This is a genomic window from uncultured Sneathiella sp. (assembly GCF_963973085.1).
In the GTDB taxonomy this organism is placed as follows: domain Bacteria; phylum Pseudomonadota; class Alphaproteobacteria; order Sneathiellales; family Sneathiellaceae; genus Sneathiella.
On the sequence record NZ_CAXAXA010000001.1, the window covers coordinates 642,376 to 658,449 of the forward strand.

The window sequence follows — 16,074 nt, forward strand, 5'->3', positions numbered from 1 at the left end:
AATAGTGTTTTTTATAAAGAATACAATACCTTTTTAAACTGTGGTCAGAACTTTGTATTTTTAGGTGTTAAAGTCAGCCATCCCAACAAAAACAGGACAAAAACTGATGGACTTCACATTCACAGAAGAGCAGTTGCATATCCGCGAAACAATCAGGCGATTTTCTGAAACAGAGATAAAACCGCTTGTCTTTGAAGCTGAAGAAACCGAGACTTTCCCAAAGGAGATATTTAAAAAATGGGGAGACCTTGGAATACTCGGCGCGCGTTATCCTGCCGAAAGCGGCGGGACAGGGATGGATAAAATCACGGACTGTATTATTCGCGAGGAACTGAGTTATGTCAGCCAGGCTTTTGCGTCAAGCATGTCCGCACACTCGCACCTCGGAATCTGGCCAATCTGGAAAGCAGGAACGAACGATCAGCGTGAGCGCTTTTTCAAACCCGCTCTCGCCGGTGAGAAAATCGCGGCATTCGGGTTGAGCGAGCCGGATGTAGGGTCCAACGTACGGGGATTGAAAACACGAGCGGAGAAGGTTGATGGTGGTTGGGTTCTGAACGGCTCAAAAATGTATATCACCAATGCGCCAATCGCCGATTTTATCTTATTGGCCGCCAGAACATCACCTGAACAAACCGCGGACGCCATCAGTCTGTTTATTGTAGAAATCCCGAATAAGGGATTTGAAACATCAAAACTCAAAAAAGAAGGCATTCGCAGTTCCGAGACGGGGCTGATCTTTATCAATGACGCCTTCGTCCCCGACGACTGCCTTTTGGGTGGACAAACAGGCACCTACCCCGTGATCCTGGACTCTCTGACCGAGAACCGCGTTGGCGTTGCCGCCAATTCTTTGGGAATTGCCCGTGCGGCATTGGATGCGTCCATCTCTTATGCACGCGATCGAAAGATTGGCAGTCGTAAAGTTGGGGACTTTCAGGCCATAGCGCATAAACTGGCTGATATGAGCGCGGAGATCGAATCGGCAAAATGGATTGTGTATTACGCCGCATGGTGTGTTGATCAAAATACGCTGACGAACGCAATTGCATCGAAAGCGAAACTAATATCTTCTGAGGTTGCGCTCCGGGTAACGGAACGCGCAATCCGGATTCACGGCGGGGCAGGCATAATGCGGGAATATCCTGTCGGCCGCTTTCACCGGGATGCATTTGTCTATGTCATTGGTGAAGGGACGAGCGAAATTCAGCGCAACATAATTGCCCGCAGTTTGGAGCTTTGACCCAATGAAAGACAATTCAACCGAATTTCAGACCCTGACATTTGAAATCAAGGACAATATAGGCCTTGTGACTCTCAATCGGCCGGAAAGCAAGAACGCACTGGATCTCCCGATGCGTGCAGACCTGACTAAGGTAATACTTGATATTCGCCACAATGCAGACATTGCCGCCCTTGTCATCACCGGATCAGGCGGTGCCTTCTGCGCCGGCGGTGACCTCAAATCTCTGAGCGAAGCCAGGCGGCCAACAACAACCAACCGCACCAGAATTCAGGATTTACATTTATGGTTCCGCGAACTGGTCGACCTTGAGCTTCCCGTTATCTCTGCGGTCGATGGCCCGGCATTCGGAGCCGGATTTAACCTTGCCCTTGCCGCGGATTTCGTATTTGCCTCACCGCGCGCCCGTTTTTGCGCCGTATTTGGCAGGATCGGTCTGGTGCCGGATCTGGGCGGCTTCTTCCTGCTTCCGCGGATTGTCGGACTGCAAGCAGCGAAGGATATCGTTTTCACCGCCCGAACTTTGAAGCCGGAAGAGGCAAAAGCCCTCGGGATCGTTCGTGAGATTGTACCCGAAGATGATCTTCTTGCATATGCCATGGCGTTTGCTGGCCAGTTCAAGAGCGCCTCCCGGGATGCCATTGGAATGGCGAAGACAATCCTCAACAAATCATCGGAGCTGGATCAACGCGCACTTTCCGAAATGGAGAGCTATGCACAGGCTATTTGCCTGGATACGGAATATCACCATGATGCCGTTTCCCGGTTCCTAAAAAAAGAACCCCTGAAATTTAACTGGGACATTGAAAAAATAAAATAACGAGGCCCCCTAAATGAAAAAAGCTATTATCACGGGCGCATATGACACCGATGTCGGCGAACTCCGCGGCAGCAGTTGCATGGGATTGCATGCGGAAGCCGCACTTGGAGCCATCGCGGATGCAGGACTTAAGAAGTCTGACATCGACGGTGTACTCTGCGCGTATTCGTTTACTGAACCGCACCTCATGCTAAGCTCGGTTTTCTGCGAATACATGAATATCCAGCCGAAATTTAACGCCGCCATTGAAGTTGGCGGCGCAACGGCCTGTGTCATGGTAATGCAGGCTGCGGCCCTTGTGGAAAGTGGCATGTGCCGCAATGTCCTTATTGTTACAGGAGACAACAGATTGACAGGCATGCCGAAGGGCGGCGCGGTTGCAACCCTCGCAAAAGTCGGGCACGCCCAGTATGAGCATCCCTACGGCATGTCCGTCCCGGCCGCTTACGCTCTGGTCGCCAATCATTACATGCATGAATATGGTGTTACGTCAGAGCAACTCGCATCTATATCCGTTTCCGCTCGCGAGCACGCGATGCGTAACACTAAGGCACACAGAAGAACGCCAATTACCATCGAGGACGTGTTGAATAGCCGTATGATCGCCAGTCCACTTCATGTTCTGGATTGCTGTCTCATCTCGGACGGAGGCGCGGCAATTATTGTCAGCGCAGGCGAAACCGGTGCCGACGCATCGAAAAAACCAATCGAGATTCTGGGGTCAGGTCAGGGGCATACACATGAGCATATCATGGCAGCCCCGTCACTTAGTGATTTCGGTTGCAAACACTCGTCGCATACGGCGTTTGAGAGAGCTGGCATCACCGTGAAAGATGTGGATGTCGCTGAAATATATGATTCCTTCACCATCACCCTTTTGGTAGAGCTGGAATCCATCGGTTTCTTTGAACGCGGAGAAGCCGGTCCGGCTTGCCTTTCCGGTGCTTTGAACCTTGATGGTCGCCTCCCCTGCAATACCCATGGCGGCCTGATGAGCTATGGCCACTCCGGCGCGGCGGGCGGCATGTTCCATGTTGTCGAGGCCGTTCGGCAACTGCGCCACGAAGCGGAGGACCGACAGGTCAAGGACAGCGAAATTGCCTTTGTTCATGGTGACGGCGGCATTCTATCTGCCCATTGCTCACTCGTCTTCGGGAGGACATGAAAATGACCGAAAAGCCAATTCCAGTCCCCAATCCCGACTCCGTTGAATTCTGGAAGGCCTGCAATGAGGAAAAATTCCTTATCCAGACCTGTAACTCCTGCGGAAAGAACCAGTTCTATCCGCGTGCGATCTGCAAGCATTGTAATGGCAGTGACCTTGACTGGCTGCCGGTCTGTGGCCGGGGGAAAGTCAAGACCTTCACCATTGTAAACCATGCGCCAAGCCCGGCTTTCAAGGAAGATCTTCCCTATGTTCTGGCGCTTATCGATCTGGAAGAAGGTGTCCGCGCCATGATGAATGTTATCGGATGCGATGTCACGGATGTTCATATAGGCATGGATATCGAGCTTACGTTCGAAACGCGTGGCGATCAGAAAATTCCCCAGGCAAAAGCAATTTGAAATGAGACCAATGCTGACATTTGAAAAATTAACACCGGGGGACAACCTCGGGACCAATACGCAATATTTCGATGATGAAGTCGCCGCAGACTGGCTCGAACTATTCCCGGAAGATAAAAATGATCTGCCGGAACTTCCGTCTGGCATGATTTCCGCAATTACCATGCGCGCCTTTCTTGCGACGGTGCAGCAACGCCCGAAAGGGAATATTCACGGAACTCAGGAGTTTTCGGTTCATAGATTTCCTAAGCTTGGAGATGAAATTATCACCACAACTCTCTGTAAGAAAAAGGAAATTTGGAAAAATAACAACTGGGTCTATTTTGAAACACAATCCCATGACCAGAACGGCGAGCTATTATTCAGCGGTTCCATGGGCATCATCTGGGGAGGGTGAGATGCAGAAACTTATTGAAAGCAGCCTCACGGTTGATCATTCGGCAATTCAGAAATATGCGAAGATCACGAATGACTACAACCCTATCCATGTTGATCCTGAATTTGCCAAGAATACGCCATTTGGCGATGTAATCGCTCATGGGACAATGTCACTCTCCCTGATATGGCAATCCGCCACCCGCAGCTTTGGAAAGGACGCCGTCGCCGTCGCGAAATTGAACATTCGCTTCTCAAAACCCGTGCGCAACGGCGATACGGTCACAGCGGGCGGCCTCCAGTCAACCGATGACCCGAACCGGTATGAGGTCTTCGTAAAGACGCAAAATGATGATGTCGTCATCAAAGGCTGGCTCGAGCTGTAATCGGCCCATGGTTTCTCACATAACTAATAAAGGCACCGAGACATGATCTGGACGCATGAACATGATGAGCTAAGAAGCGTTACACGCAAGATCATCGACCAACATATCAATCCCTTTGTCGATCAATGGGAAGAAGAAGGCATCTTTCCAGCCCATCAAGTTATGAAAAAGCTTGGCGAAGCGGGCCTGCTGGGGATCGGAAAGCCGACCGAATATGGGGGCTCGGATCTCGATTTTTCATTTGAAGTCGCTTTTGCCGAGGAACTTGGCAACCTCAGAACCATGGGGATTTGCTCCGCAATCGGTGTCCAGACGAACATGTGCACACCGGCCCTTACGAACTATGGTTCGGAAGAGCTCAAAGCCGAGTTTCTTGCGCCGACGATCGCTGGCGATCTTGTTGGCTGCATCGGCGTCAGTGAAGTCGGCGCAGGCTCAGATGTCGCCAACATCAAAACCACTGCCGTCAAGGACGGGGATGACTACATTATCAACGGCAGTAAGATGTGGATCACCAACGGTGTTCAGGGCGACTGGATCTGCCTTCTGGTCAATACCTCCAGCGAAAACGGGCCGCACCGGAATAAATCGCTGATTGTTGTCCCGCTAAATACGAAGGGCGTCTCAGTTGGCAAGAAACTCGATAAAGTCGGATACAAATCCTCGGATACAGCCCTACTCTTTTTCGATGATGTCAGGGTTCCTCAACGAAATCTGATTGGCGAGGAAGGCAAGGGTTTCATATACCAGATGCAGCAGTTTCAGGAGGAACGGCTGTTCGTCGTTGCTCGCTCTATCCGCTTTCTGGAGATAGCAATTGAGGAGACCGTTGAATATCTTTCTCAGCGAGTCGCCTTTGGCAAGCCATTGCTCGATAACCAGATCATTCACTTCAAGATTGCGGAGTTCCAGTCCAAGATCGAGTCGGTACGCGCCCTGCTCTATCAGGCCACGGAGAAATATGTGGCAGGAGAGAATGTCACCAAACTCGCGAGCATGGCAAAATTCCTGATCGGACGGCTTTCGATGGAAATTCCAGTTGAATTAACCCAGTTCTGGGGCGGCCAAGGGTTTATGAACGAAACCTTCATTTCGCGCGTATATCGGGAAGCCCGGCAAACAGCGGTCGGTGGCGGTGCAAACGAAGTTATGCTTCAGGTCATCTGCAAGGAAATGGGTATCATGCCCTCTCACAAATAGCTAATTGCGGATCTGTCATGTCTGAATTGCTCCAGGAATACCGAGCGCTAGACCAGTTTGTAAAAAAACTCGGCCCGGGTGACTTCGAGAAACTGACGCCGGGAACATCCCGAAGCGTCTATGATCAGCTTAGCCATATCGCCTATTTCGATATGGTATCGCTTCTTGCCATCGAAGACCCCTCAGCTTTTGCCAATCTTGCCGAGAAGATAGCACCAAAATTTACCGAAAAACCGCTTGCTGAAACTGTCAATGAACATCTTGCTATTCACAATTTCGAAGAACTGATCGACGTTTGGCACGGCTGGTACAATCGGCTTTCAGCGCATCTCGATAATCTGCCGGAGATAAGCAGGCTACCCTGGTTTGGCCCGGATATGAGCGTACGGTCATTCGCAGCTGCGCGTCTCGCGCAAACCTGGGCGCATGGGCAGGACATATACGATGCCCTGGGCCAGACGCGCGAGAATTCAGATCGCATAAAGAATATTGCCCATCTTGGCGTTATCACATTTGACTGGTCCTTTACCAACCGGAACATGACACCGCCGGAGACGAAAGTGCGCCTCGAATTGGTTTCTCCGTCTGGTGCAACTTGGATCTGGAACGATCATCCGGGGCTTCCATGTATTTCAGGGATGGCAGAGGAGTTCTGCCTCGTCGTGACACAGCGACGGAATATTCAGGACACGGAACTAGAGGTTTCCGGTTCAGACGCCATGCTCTGGATGGAGAATTGCCAGTGTTTTGCCGGCCCTCCCCTAACTGGTCCCGAAAAAGGCGTTCGGTTACAAAATTACGCCGGATAAAAACAGTTATTTTTTAGGCTTTCGTTGCCATCCCTTCCTTCGCACAACTGCACTGCCAAGTTCCGCAGAATCATTATCGATCCGGATGGAAGTGAAACTCCCAAACCCGAGGTACATTACCCCCATGGGACGAAACCACTGTTGATAAACAAGAAAATACGCATAAGTCTTTATATAGAAGGATTGGAGCCTGTCGGCGCATATTGTCAGGCAGGCATAAAATGAGGTTTTGTTGCTGGAATGCGCAGCGCCCTCATTTTAAGGATGCATTTCGTTTATCTGCTAAGCCCTGAGGAGGTTTTATGTCTACACCTGATAAGGACAATGAAACATATAAGGTTCGCGAAGTCGTAGGTCGGTTTGATGACACGACCCTGTTTGAAGATGCCGTTGAAAGCATTGAGAAATCAGGTACTGATCGCGCGGCAATCAACATGATGGCCAGCCATGACACGGTGCAGACCAAGCTTGGCCACAGATATGAATCGATTGCTGAACTTAAGGATACTCAGAATATCCCTCGGAAGATTTTCGCCGACAGGCATGAAAGAGCGGAAAGCAGAGCGGCGGCTGTTGGAATACCAATGTATATAGGCGGCGCAGGAGCGGGAATGGCCATCGTTGCCTCCGGCGGCACCCTTGCGTTTGCCGCATTGATTGCTGCCGCTGGCGCTGCGGCAGGGGCTGGCATAGGCTCCCTCGCCGCACTTGCCATCTCTAAGCAACAGGCGGACAGCCTCTCGGATCATCTATCCAGTGGCGGCCTGCTCCTATGGGTAGAAGTCAGGGATGAGGAGCATGAAAAGGAAATCATTTCGATCCTCGAAAAGGCAGGCGGTCAGGATGTTCAGGCGGTGTCCATCACCCGTAACTGGGGAACCGATGACGTCCCACTGCATGATTTCAACCCCGACCCTTTTCTGAAATAGGTTTCTTTTTAAACAGCCGGAAATAAATTCCAATCGGACCATGCTCGGCTTCGCCAGCAACTCCTCGTGGACAAATCCTAGCGTGAGAAAATTAGCACCCAAGATTAACTCTCATCCATTGATGCCTGCCTCAGTCATAGCCTGCATCAAGCAAGCCCCTGTACTTCAATTGCAGCAAACTATAAAATGACGGCAAAAAGGGCCTGGCAATGGATACTAAACGATCACTCCCTCCGTCGATAATTGACACGCCGAGTGCATGGTATGGCCATGAAATGGCGAAGAACACGGATATCTGGCTGACATACCTGTTGGCAGAGGAAGTGTCTGAACTGGAAAATGCGGCAGTAAAATTCCAGTCCGGCGATCTTGATCTCGGACTGATATCGAAGGAGAATTTTCCGCTTCCGCTTTTGGCGCCCAGACTAAGGGATCTACGGGACAAGCTGATGCACGGCATCGGCTTTGAGCTTATACGAGGCTTACCCGTATCGGATTATAGCCAGAAAATGGCAGCAACAATATTCTGTGGCATCGGTGCCCATCTGGGGCGTCCCCGCTCGCAGAACGCGGCGGGCCATATCCTCGGACATGTACGAGATTTGGGCCTGAATGCGAATGATGCAGGAACGCGGATTTACCAGACATCCCAACGCCAGACATTTCATACGGATTCCACCGATGTTGTCGGACTGATGTGCCTTCGTTCGGCGAAGGAAGGCGGCCAGTCCCTGCTGGTCAGCACCGTAACCATCTATAACGAGATGCAGCGGCAGCGGCCGGATCTGGTTGCAGAATTGTTCAAATCCGTTGCGACGGATCGCCGGGGTGAAGTGCCAACGGGACAAAAAGCTTATTTCGAGATACCGGTGCTGAACTGGCATCAGGGCTTCTTAACCGGGATATATCAACGACAATATGTCAACAGTGCACAACGATTTCCCGACGCCCCTCGCCTCACCCGCACACAGCTGGAGGCCCTTGATTTCTTTGATTCCCTCGCAAATGACCCTCGCCTGCATCTCTCTATGCAACTGCAGCCGGGAGACATGCAGTTTGTCTATAACCACGCGCTTATGCATGACCGGACTGCCTTTGTTGATTGGCCAGAGCCGGACAAAAGGCGTCATTTGCTGAGGTTATGGCTGTCATTGCCGGACGACCGTCCGTTGCCGGATTGTTTCCGGCAACGCTATGGCTCTATCGAGATTGGTAACCGAGGCGGCATTATCGTTGAAGGAACAAAACTGAATGTTCCGCTGGATGCGGACGGTTGATAGACAGCCGTTAATTCAATATGCCAAAAACAGAACCAGAATTATCAATCCATTTTACGGGTCGTTCCGGAAATCCGTATTGAACTCCCGGGTTTTTTGTCAAATTCAGCCGTTATCATCGAGCGGATGCCCATGTCCTCACCCTGTGTGATATATATCTTTCCTTTATGAAGCCGATTAATGTCCCGCAGATAGCCGGAAAAAGCTGCCGCCGCCGCTCCAGTCGCCGGATCCTCGATTACGCCGCCGGAGGCAAACGCATTGCGAACATGAAAGGTTTCCTCGTCCTCTTGCCAGACAAACATTACGGTTATCAGGCCCCGGCTTCGCATAAACTGACGACCGGACTCCAGATCATAGGTCATGGATCCTAAATCGTCCCGGCTTTTCAGCGCGATGACGTAATGATCGGCACCACCATGAATGCGCGCGGGAAGAATATTGTTATCAAGCTGGGATCGAGCATAGCCGAAAAGTGACAAAGTCGAATTTATTTCCGCCTCATTTAATACTTCGCTCCATGTCGGTGGAGACTGCAATGCCGCGACATATCGCCCCTTCCTCGACTCCCCTTCGACACTAATTTCGGCATCATTTAGCCGCAGCATGTACTTGCCGGATCCATATTTTTCTGCCAATGCCGCACCAAGTGCTATGGTCGCGTGACCACAGAATGGCACTTCAGATTCCGGTGAAAAATAACGAACACGCCAATCTTTCCCGTCTCCTTCCGCCGCCGCAAATGCCGTTTCAGAGAACCCTACTTCCGCCGCGACCGCTTGCATTTCCTGAGGAGTCGGGAGCGCCTCACACAAGACCACGCCAGCTGGGTTTCCACCAATGTTGCCGTCCGAGAAAGCGGCAATTTTTATAACAGTCATTTCTATCTCCAAATATCCAAAACTTCACGCCTTGAATATGACAATAAATATAGCTATTATTAATACATTAAGTGAGGCATTATTACATTTTTTTTATATTTTATGAGGTAATTTTCAAAATATCCTTTGTTTCAGAAAACAAAATAGATGACACCGACCGCCATATCCTCATCACCCTCCAATCAAATGGGCGACTGAGCATGAGTGAGCTCGCAAAGCTCGTCGGCATGTCGGCGCCAAGCGTCAAGGACAGAGTCCGGCGCCTTGAAGATCGCGGGATCATCCGAAAATTTACCATCGATATCGATACAAATGCGCTTGGCTACAGCCTGGAAGCAATTGTCAGGATAAAGCCCCGGCCGGGAAATTTGCATCTCGTGGAAAAAATGATAGTCGAAGAGCCCCGCTTCACGTCCTGCGACAAAGTAACCGGAGATGATTGCTTCATCTCCCGCATTTCGCTTAGATCCATTCAGGAACTGGACAAGCTACTCGACCCGTTTCATGAGAAGGCCGAAACCAATACGTCCATTGTGAAATCTTCACCTATTAGGAATAGAACACCTGCGAGCTAAACAGCCTTGCCCTGACTTCATCTAAAGTGCCAATTTGCATTTGGTTGAACATCTAAATTAAGCCTTAGCTTGGCTCAAAAACATTTTTTCCCTCACTATTCGTGACTTTTCCCTCAGCTCCCATAAAGTCCTGATCAATCATATTTTGAAGAAGGGTTGGATCGTCTGGCGTGTTGGCGATAAACCGGCGACCATCAGATAACCGACCAAACAGGATCGCGTATGACGGGCCGTTCCGGTCATGCATCACCGTGTAGGTCTCAATGGCAGATGCCCCGTTGGCATTTTCAACAACTTCCGGTCCCTTATCATCGTCAATATTCTTTTGGTAAATGGCAGGATCTTTGGGCTTGAAGGGCTTGGCCGGGGGCTCCGTAGAATAGATGCCGACGGATTGTTTGGTCACATAGTTTCCGTTGGCCGTTATCATTCCCCGGCTCCCCGGCTCTTTCCGCACTTCATCCATCATTTGCGCAATGGAATGTGTAACGTAATTGTTCCCCGGGCCGCCAAAATAGGGAAGTCCGCCGGTAACCGTGAGGCCCCGAGGATCGTCCTCGGAGATACCCATCTCTTTGCACGCGATCTCGACAGCGGAGGGAAAGCAGCTGTAAAGATCAAATTTGTCGATTGCGGAGATATCGATCTCCGCCATTTCCAGCGCTTCCTTTGCCACAATACGCATGGCCGGCGACGAATAGTAGTTGTGTCGATCGGAAATAAACCAGTGATCATGCGCGTCCGCACACCCATGCAGGTAAATCCACCGATCCTCGGGAATACCGAGTTCTTTGGCCTTGGCAACGGATGTCAGTATAATGGCCGCCGCCTGATCAATATAGGCATTGGCATTCATCAGCTTTGTATAGGGAAATCCGATATAGGGATTGTCCGGTCCGACGGTAGAAATCCGTTCTGCCGAATATCCGTCCCTTCGGTCGGCGAGCGGATTATCGCTAGCGACGTTCGAAAACCGGGAAAACAGCTTTCCCATGGATGCCATATGTTCCGGAATCGATCGTTTCAAATGATGGCGAATACCGTTTTCAAAAAGTGGATAGGAAAAAATGGCGCCCGCCATGCGATGCCGATCTTCATTATCATTCCAGCCCCTGGTGGCCACACCCCAATGCTCAGGTGCTTCACCCGTATTTTCGGACCAATCGAGTTCTAGCTTCGCTCTTTGAGCATTCCTTTGCGTGGCAAGCGCTTCACCCCCGCAAATGAGAGCCGCTTCGACTTTTCCGGCGGTCACCATCTCAAATAACCTGTTCACACACCACTGAGACATGTTGCCGCCCGGGTATGTATAAATGAGCCTTTTAGCCTTTGTATTTCCAATTCGATCGGCTATTGACTTCGGCGCATTCACAGGGCCGCCAAATGGGCTAGCGAACCGCCAGCTTGTATCCGAGAACGAACGAATGACGACGATTGTATCAAGTGCCTCCAGCAGGGCCGCTCCCGCGCCAGCATTCTCGGCCGCCTTGCTGACAGACGCCGCCGTCAGATCCATGGGGCCTAAGGCTATTGAAGGGTCAGGTTCCCGCTGCGTTATCTGGCCACATCCAACCAGAACCGGTGTGCGACTGTCATCCATGGTCTGAACTCTTTTTATTTATTATTCAGTGTCGAAGCTTGTATCCGATTATGAGACGCACGGGAGAACGGTGTCAATTGGCAATGCCAGTGAAAAAGGGTATCTACGTAAAAAGAAGATACCCTCAATCTGCCCAGATAAACCTCGAAATACTTAGTTATTCAGCGGGCTCAATCTGCGCAGTCACTTGTTTCTTTCGGGCAAACGGAATAAAGGCCGGAACATTTTTTCGATAATGCCGATATTTATCTCCGAGTTCTCCGATCAGATCCATTTCCTCAAACGGGGTGGCGATCAAAATGTAGCTTGTCATGCCGAGCGCAAAAACAACATGCCCAACAGACAGATGTGGCGTGATCCACGGCATTATCATCCAGCATAAGCTTATTGGATGACGCACGACACCATAGAACCATCTGGCGCTAAAACTGGCGGATGCAGCTTTTTTATTCCGAAATCTTTCCCATGCCTGCTTGAGACCGAAAAAGCCGAAATGGCCAAATTGAAAGATTGCAAGCAGCATCAGGCTCCAAATAAGCAGATATGCGGCATAAATAGTGCCCTTAAGCACTTCGTTATCGACCTGCCAGATGGTTATCGGGATTGGTCGCCAGAACAGGATCAGAAGCCCCGTCATGACTGCCGTCATATAAAGATATGTTGCCCTTTCGATAGGAGGCGGAATGAACCGGGTCCAGATTTTCTTGAACCATGTGCGGGCCGTGATAGAATGATGCAGACCAAACAGCCAGAGGAGGCCGACGTCGATAAATATTGCCGTCCAGAGCTCCCCCTGGGTACCATCAGTAATATTCTTTGGAACATAGAGCTCAGCAAGAAAGCCCATAATATATAACAGATTGATGGATGCTGTGGCATAGGCGCCCAAAGCATAGATTAGAATTGAGTATCGTTGAATCATGTCAATTCTCCTCCGCAGATGGAATAAATCCAGCGCAGTATTTATATTGTTATCAAATAGTTATTAGGATATCGGGCGGCGGACTCCAGGATCCATGCTCGCCGCCCGGGGTTATCTTGATAAGGTCAGGCCCAGTTCTTCTCGTGATCAGCGTGCGTTCTAAGGTACGCACCTGACGTGAAATGTGTATCGTAGAACTCTGTGTCGAGTTGATGAGCTTGCAGATACATCAAGGTGAAGATTGAGGGCACGGTGGCCGGGAAACGGCCAAACTTGTCATGAACATACTGCGCCATTGCGGTTACGCAGTCGACAAACTCGTCACCGATTGGCGCGGCACTGCCTCGTATTTTTGCGTTTTGCTTGTAGGGCCCGTCTGTCTGCGGGTTAAAGGGTCCGCCGGTGCCGAATTTTCGAGAGACAACGGATTCAACGGCTGCCCGCATATCCTTGAAATGCGGCGGGCAATGGCCTTCGAATACACCTTCCAGTCCCGTTATATTGGGCAAAGGTTGCCCATCGTGCATATCAAAACGGAAACCGAGGCCCGGCACATCCGGATCACCACTTGCGCCCAGAACGCTAAAAGGATTAATACCCTCATACATCCATCCGCCAAGCCCCAGCGCCTGCAACATCAATGCGCCTGCATAGCATGCCGTAGACAGCTCGACTGTCACTTCCGTCAATCCAAGCTGTTCAAGATAGCTAAGCGGATACGGGTTTTCGATATCAACCAGGTTCTTGAATTTTTCAAGTCCCGGGATCGGCTGATTGTTGACATCGTCATATATACAGGCGCCGTTCTGCACTAGATAACACATGACAAGGATCATATGCTGGGCAACGTCCGCCACCGGAATGACGAGCGTGCTACCCGGCACGTTCGCGCACCATTCGTTATGCATCTCCATATGCAAAGGAGAGGCCGGCGTCTTTAATCGACCATCGGAAAGCTTTACAATTCGAGCCTTATGTTCATCGAGATAGGCATTGAGATCAGTTGCCCCCTCGGCCGATTTTGCCGTTGTTGCGGCCATATCTCGTGTCGGGAAAAAGTACGATCCGTTGTCATCGGTATAAAAGATTTCCGTCGTATGAAATCCCGCAGCAGAGGGAAATGTTCGCCCGCCGGCCGCTCCTGCATAGTTCGGAATTTTCGGCAGATAGAACCGGTTATTGGGAATAAGGTTTGACCAGCCTGTATTGCCTCCAACTGTCGTCAACAGCAACAGCTGTTCCATCTCGCTCAACGGTGCGGGAGCGTGTTTTGACGTATAGGCCAACGGGCCGTCAGGTATGGATGCCCCGCGGGCGAAACGCCGGGAGCGTCTTCCGTGGATTGCTTCGATCAACGGAAACTCAGTCGCTTCTATCAATCCCTTTGGCAGATCCGGCAGGTTGTTCAGCATTATTTTTCCTTTCCTATTCAACTTACTGGCCGAGGCGGGAAAACCAGCACCACCTAGTACCGCGCTGGCACCGATTATCGAGGCGCCCAGCAATTTACGTCTTGTTGTTTCGAACATATTTATCTCCATTCGGCGAGCGGGAGGGGTCAAAGAGACAGCCCGCCGTTTCAGAATTTCTTGCATATAACGAGGGAAGTAGTTAGTTCCATATTTGACAATAACGGGTCAAATATGACGTGTGTTTGTAAAAATGACCGTGGTCAGCCCACCTGCATTTCGGGAGGTGAAGGCAGGCCGACCACAATTATTTAACCCGCACGCCTATGGTCATTTATTTCACTTGCCTGAACCTGGTTTCCATTGGCAATGCTTCTTACGATGCCATTCCGGCAAGCCTGAATTTCAGTGCGTGTGAGACCAATGTCAGCCAGTTGCCGACTATCCATCGTCATCAAACATTCGAATGACTTACGGGCCTTACGTGCCTGCTGAAATTTTTTTGCCAAGGTCACGAGAAGACCAAGCGTTCTTGATTTCCACATCTCAAATTTCCGGTAGTGGGTCACTTTGAAATTAGTTGAATCAGTTTCTCAGCAGCGGGAGTTGCGACACTAATTGCTGTACAGGTAGCGGCGATGGCATTGAGCCATCCAGATTTTCTCGCTGCCTTTGCGAGATCTTTATCCATATCATAGCCAAACGGCCATTTCACAAATGCTGAGGCCAGCCAAAAGAAGACAGACAACATCCCAAACACCAAAACAATCCAGTCCACGAAATTCATATTTTATCCCTTCTTCTTATATGGTCCGCGTTTTTTCGGTGTAGGTTCATCAGCATCAATTAACGCCACAATGTCCTTAATATCCCAAAGACGGTCAGTAAGGCCAGCTTGCATTGCGGGGCTAACTTTCAAAGTTTGATGAACGCGAACATAATTATAATACATAAAATGAAGAGCGACAGCGTAAGCGTGATTTTCAACTTTCTTGGAAAAGCCATTGGTGAGGCGAGTAAAGCGGCGCATGTGCATACGCATGGTTAAATTCTGACGTTCAATATGTGATGTTGATACCAGTGCTTTGTCCGGCTCACCTTCAACCAAAGTCTTTCTGATCCCCGCGCATTCCGCCGGAGAGTATTTCTTCTCGTGTCCCTTATTGCCGGAAGGTCCGCCATATATCTTAATTAGCTGCGCGTAGTCCACATCACCGCCGAAAGCGCCCTCTACTGCTTCCAAGTATGCTTTATGTCCGTCTGTGGTCAATTGCACCCGATTAGCAAGGCGTCCGCGCAGATCATCCATGAAAGCCATTGCATACTCACTATCCCGGCCACCGACCAAATAGGACAAGATCAGTTTGCTATCGCTATCAATGGCGGTCCATGTCCATGTATCACCTGCCCCTTCTGGCGCAGCAGTTGCAGTCTTAACGTTCTTCTGCTTGGCGTAAGTGAAACTCCAGATTTCATCGCATTGGATAACAGACGCATTGACGTTGCGAACGTGTTCGTCGTGGTATTTTGAACAAGCCCGGCCTGCATTGATCAATAACTTGTTGACCGTGTTTTTTGATACGTCTGCAATTCGTGACGTGGCGCGTATGCTGTTACCTTCGACCAAAAGGCGAATGATTAGAGTGCGGGTTTTGATGTCTAGCTTGTTCATAATTCGAATATAATTCAAAATGACCAATAGTCAAGCATATATTAAAATAAATGCCTGACGTTAAGTTGTGTATTGACATAGGCGCATACTCGATATACTTAGAATCAGCATGGAAGTGAAGTTCGCAAACGATGATCTGGCACGGATATGCACAGATGAAGCCCACAAGATGGGGTTACCAATTGTCGTGATTAAGGCCGCTCAAAAAACGTTGGTGAAGTTAGAGGCGGCGAAATATGAAAGCGACCTCTTCAACATCGGTGGGCTGGATTACAAAATTCGCAAGGGAAGCGACAATGAAACAAGGCAGGTCCGCGTGAACAAGCAGTATAGAATTTTCTTCACGGTTTCAGGCGAAGGAGCCGGTGCCATAGCAACCGTCACATTTATTGGTGACCCGCACTAAGGAG

18 protein-coding genes are annotated in these 16,074 nt (G+C 50.1%); 12 read left to right on the forward strand and 6 right to left on the reverse strand.

The window, feature by feature from the left end; all coding sequences use genetic code 11:
- The first annotated feature begins 106 nt into the window (after positions 1-106).
- The 10 genes from AACZ19_RS03000 (at position 107) to AACZ19_RS03045 (ending at position 8,605) form a co-directional block, all read left to right on the forward strand.
- Entirely contained in the window at positions 107-1,243 is a 1,137-nt protein-coding gene (locus AACZ19_RS03000) for an acyl-CoA dehydrogenase family protein (protein ID WP_339630990.1), read from the forward strand.
- Positions 1,244-1,247: 4 nt separating this feature from the next.
- Positions 1,248-2,063: an enoyl-CoA hydratase/isomerase family protein gene (locus AACZ19_RS03005; RefSeq protein WP_339630991.1), complete on the forward strand. Its 816-nt coding sequence runs from the start codon at positions 1,248-1,250 to the stop codon at positions 2,061-2,063.
- Between the two features lie 13 nt (positions 2,064-2,076).
- Positions 2,077-3,228 carry a thiolase family protein gene (locus AACZ19_RS03010; protein ID WP_339630992.1) on the forward strand — a complete coding sequence of 384 codons (1,152 nt, stop codon included), beginning with the start codon at positions 2,077-2,079 and terminating at the stop codon, positions 3,226-3,228.
- A 2-nt stretch (positions 3,229-3,230) separates the two neighbouring features.
- The gene (locus AACZ19_RS03015; RefSeq protein ID WP_339630994.1) at positions 3,231-3,629 is read left to right on the forward strand and encodes a Zn-ribbon domain-containing OB-fold protein; all 399 of its coding nucleotides are present in this window, start codon (positions 3,231-3,233) and stop codon (positions 3,627-3,629) included.
- Positions 3,630-3,639: 10 nt separating this feature from the next.
- The gene (locus AACZ19_RS03020; RefSeq protein WP_339630995.1) at positions 3,640-4,026 is read left to right on the forward strand and encodes a hypothetical protein; all 387 of its coding nucleotides are present in this window, start codon (positions 3,640-3,642) and stop codon (positions 4,024-4,026) included.
- A 1-nt stretch (position 4,027) separates the two neighbouring features.
- Entirely contained in the window at positions 4,028-4,390 is a 363-nt protein-coding gene (locus tag AACZ19_RS03025) for a MaoC family dehydratase (protein ID WP_339630997.1), read from the forward strand.
- Between the two features lie 42 nt (positions 4,391-4,432).
- Positions 4,433-5,590 carry an acyl-CoA dehydrogenase family protein gene (locus AACZ19_RS03030; RefSeq protein WP_339630999.1) on the forward strand — a complete coding sequence of 386 codons (1,158 nt, stop codon included), beginning with the start codon at positions 4,433-4,435 and terminating at the stop codon, positions 5,588-5,590.
- Between the two features lie 17 nt (positions 5,591-5,607).
- Positions 5,608-6,399, forward strand: coding sequence for a TIGR03084 family metal-binding protein (locus tag AACZ19_RS03035; RefSeq protein WP_339631001.1), 792 nt, complete (start codon positions 5,608-5,610; stop codon positions 6,397-6,399).
- A gap of 302 nt (positions 6,400-6,701) precedes the next feature.
- Positions 6,702-7,328, forward strand: coding sequence for a hypothetical protein (locus AACZ19_RS03040; protein ID WP_339631003.1), 627 nt, complete (start codon positions 6,702-6,704; stop codon positions 7,326-7,328).
- 209 nt (positions 7,329-7,537) lie between these two features.
- Complete coding sequence (locus AACZ19_RS03045; RefSeq protein WP_339631005.1) at positions 7,538-8,605, forward strand: TauD/TfdA family dioxygenase; 1,068 nt, start codon at positions 7,538-7,540, stop codon at positions 8,603-8,605.
- Positions 8,606-8,649: 44 nt separating this feature from the next.
- Here AACZ19_RS03045 and AACZ19_RS03050 read toward each other — a convergent pair whose 3' ends face one another.
- Positions 8,650-9,486: a PhzF family phenazine biosynthesis protein gene (locus tag AACZ19_RS03050; RefSeq protein WP_339631007.1), complete on the reverse strand. Its 837-nt coding sequence runs from the start codon at positions 9,484-9,486 to the stop codon at positions 8,650-8,652.
- 71 nt (positions 9,487-9,557) lie between these two features.
- Here AACZ19_RS03050 and AACZ19_RS03055 point away from each other — a divergent pair, with 71 nt between their 5' ends.
- Positions 9,558-10,061 carry an Lrp/AsnC family transcriptional regulator gene (locus AACZ19_RS03055; protein WP_339631009.1) on the forward strand — a complete coding sequence of 168 codons (504 nt, stop codon included), beginning with the start codon at positions 9,558-9,560 and terminating at the stop codon, positions 10,059-10,061.
- Between the two features lie 64 nt (positions 10,062-10,125).
- Here AACZ19_RS03055 and AACZ19_RS03060 read toward each other — a convergent pair whose 3' ends face one another.
- The 5 genes from AACZ19_RS03060 to AACZ19_RS03080 all read right to left on the reverse strand — a co-directional run bounded on the left by AACZ19_RS03060 (position 10,126) and on the right by AACZ19_RS03080 (position 15,664).
- On the reverse strand, positions 10,126-11,661 hold the full coding sequence (locus AACZ19_RS03060; protein ID WP_339631011.1) for an acetyl-CoA acetyltransferase: 1,536 nt from the start codon (positions 11,659-11,661) through the stop codon (positions 10,126-10,128).
- 157 nt (positions 11,662-11,818) lie between these two features.
- On the reverse strand, positions 11,819-12,583 hold the full coding sequence (locus AACZ19_RS03065) for a hypothetical protein (protein ID WP_339631013.1): 765 nt from the start codon (positions 12,581-12,583) through the stop codon (positions 11,819-11,821).
- Positions 12,584-12,708: 125 nt separating this feature from the next.
- The gene (locus tag AACZ19_RS03070; protein ID WP_339631015.1) at positions 12,709-14,112 is read right to left on the reverse strand and encodes a hypothetical protein; all 1,404 of its coding nucleotides are present in this window, start codon (positions 14,110-14,112) and stop codon (positions 12,709-12,711) included.
- A 445-nt stretch (positions 14,113-14,557) separates the two neighbouring features.
- Complete coding sequence (locus tag AACZ19_RS03075) at positions 14,558-14,779, reverse strand: hypothetical protein (RefSeq protein ID WP_339631017.1); 222 nt, start codon at positions 14,777-14,779, stop codon at positions 14,558-14,560.
- A gap of 3 nt (positions 14,780-14,782) precedes the next feature.
- Positions 14,783-15,664 carry a DDE-type integrase/transposase/recombinase gene (locus AACZ19_RS03080; protein WP_339631019.1) on the reverse strand — a complete coding sequence of 294 codons (882 nt, stop codon included), beginning with the start codon at positions 15,662-15,664 and terminating at the stop codon, positions 14,783-14,785.
- Positions 15,665-15,773: 109 nt separating this feature from the next.
- On the opposite strand from AACZ19_RS03080, the gene AACZ19_RS03085 reads away from it, so the two are divergent.
- Positions 15,774-16,070, forward strand: a complete 297-nt coding sequence (locus AACZ19_RS03085) for a type II toxin-antitoxin system RelE/ParE family toxin (RefSeq protein WP_339631021.1) — start codon at positions 15,774-15,776, stop codon at positions 16,068-16,070.
- Positions 16,071-16,074: the final 4 nt, after the last annotated feature.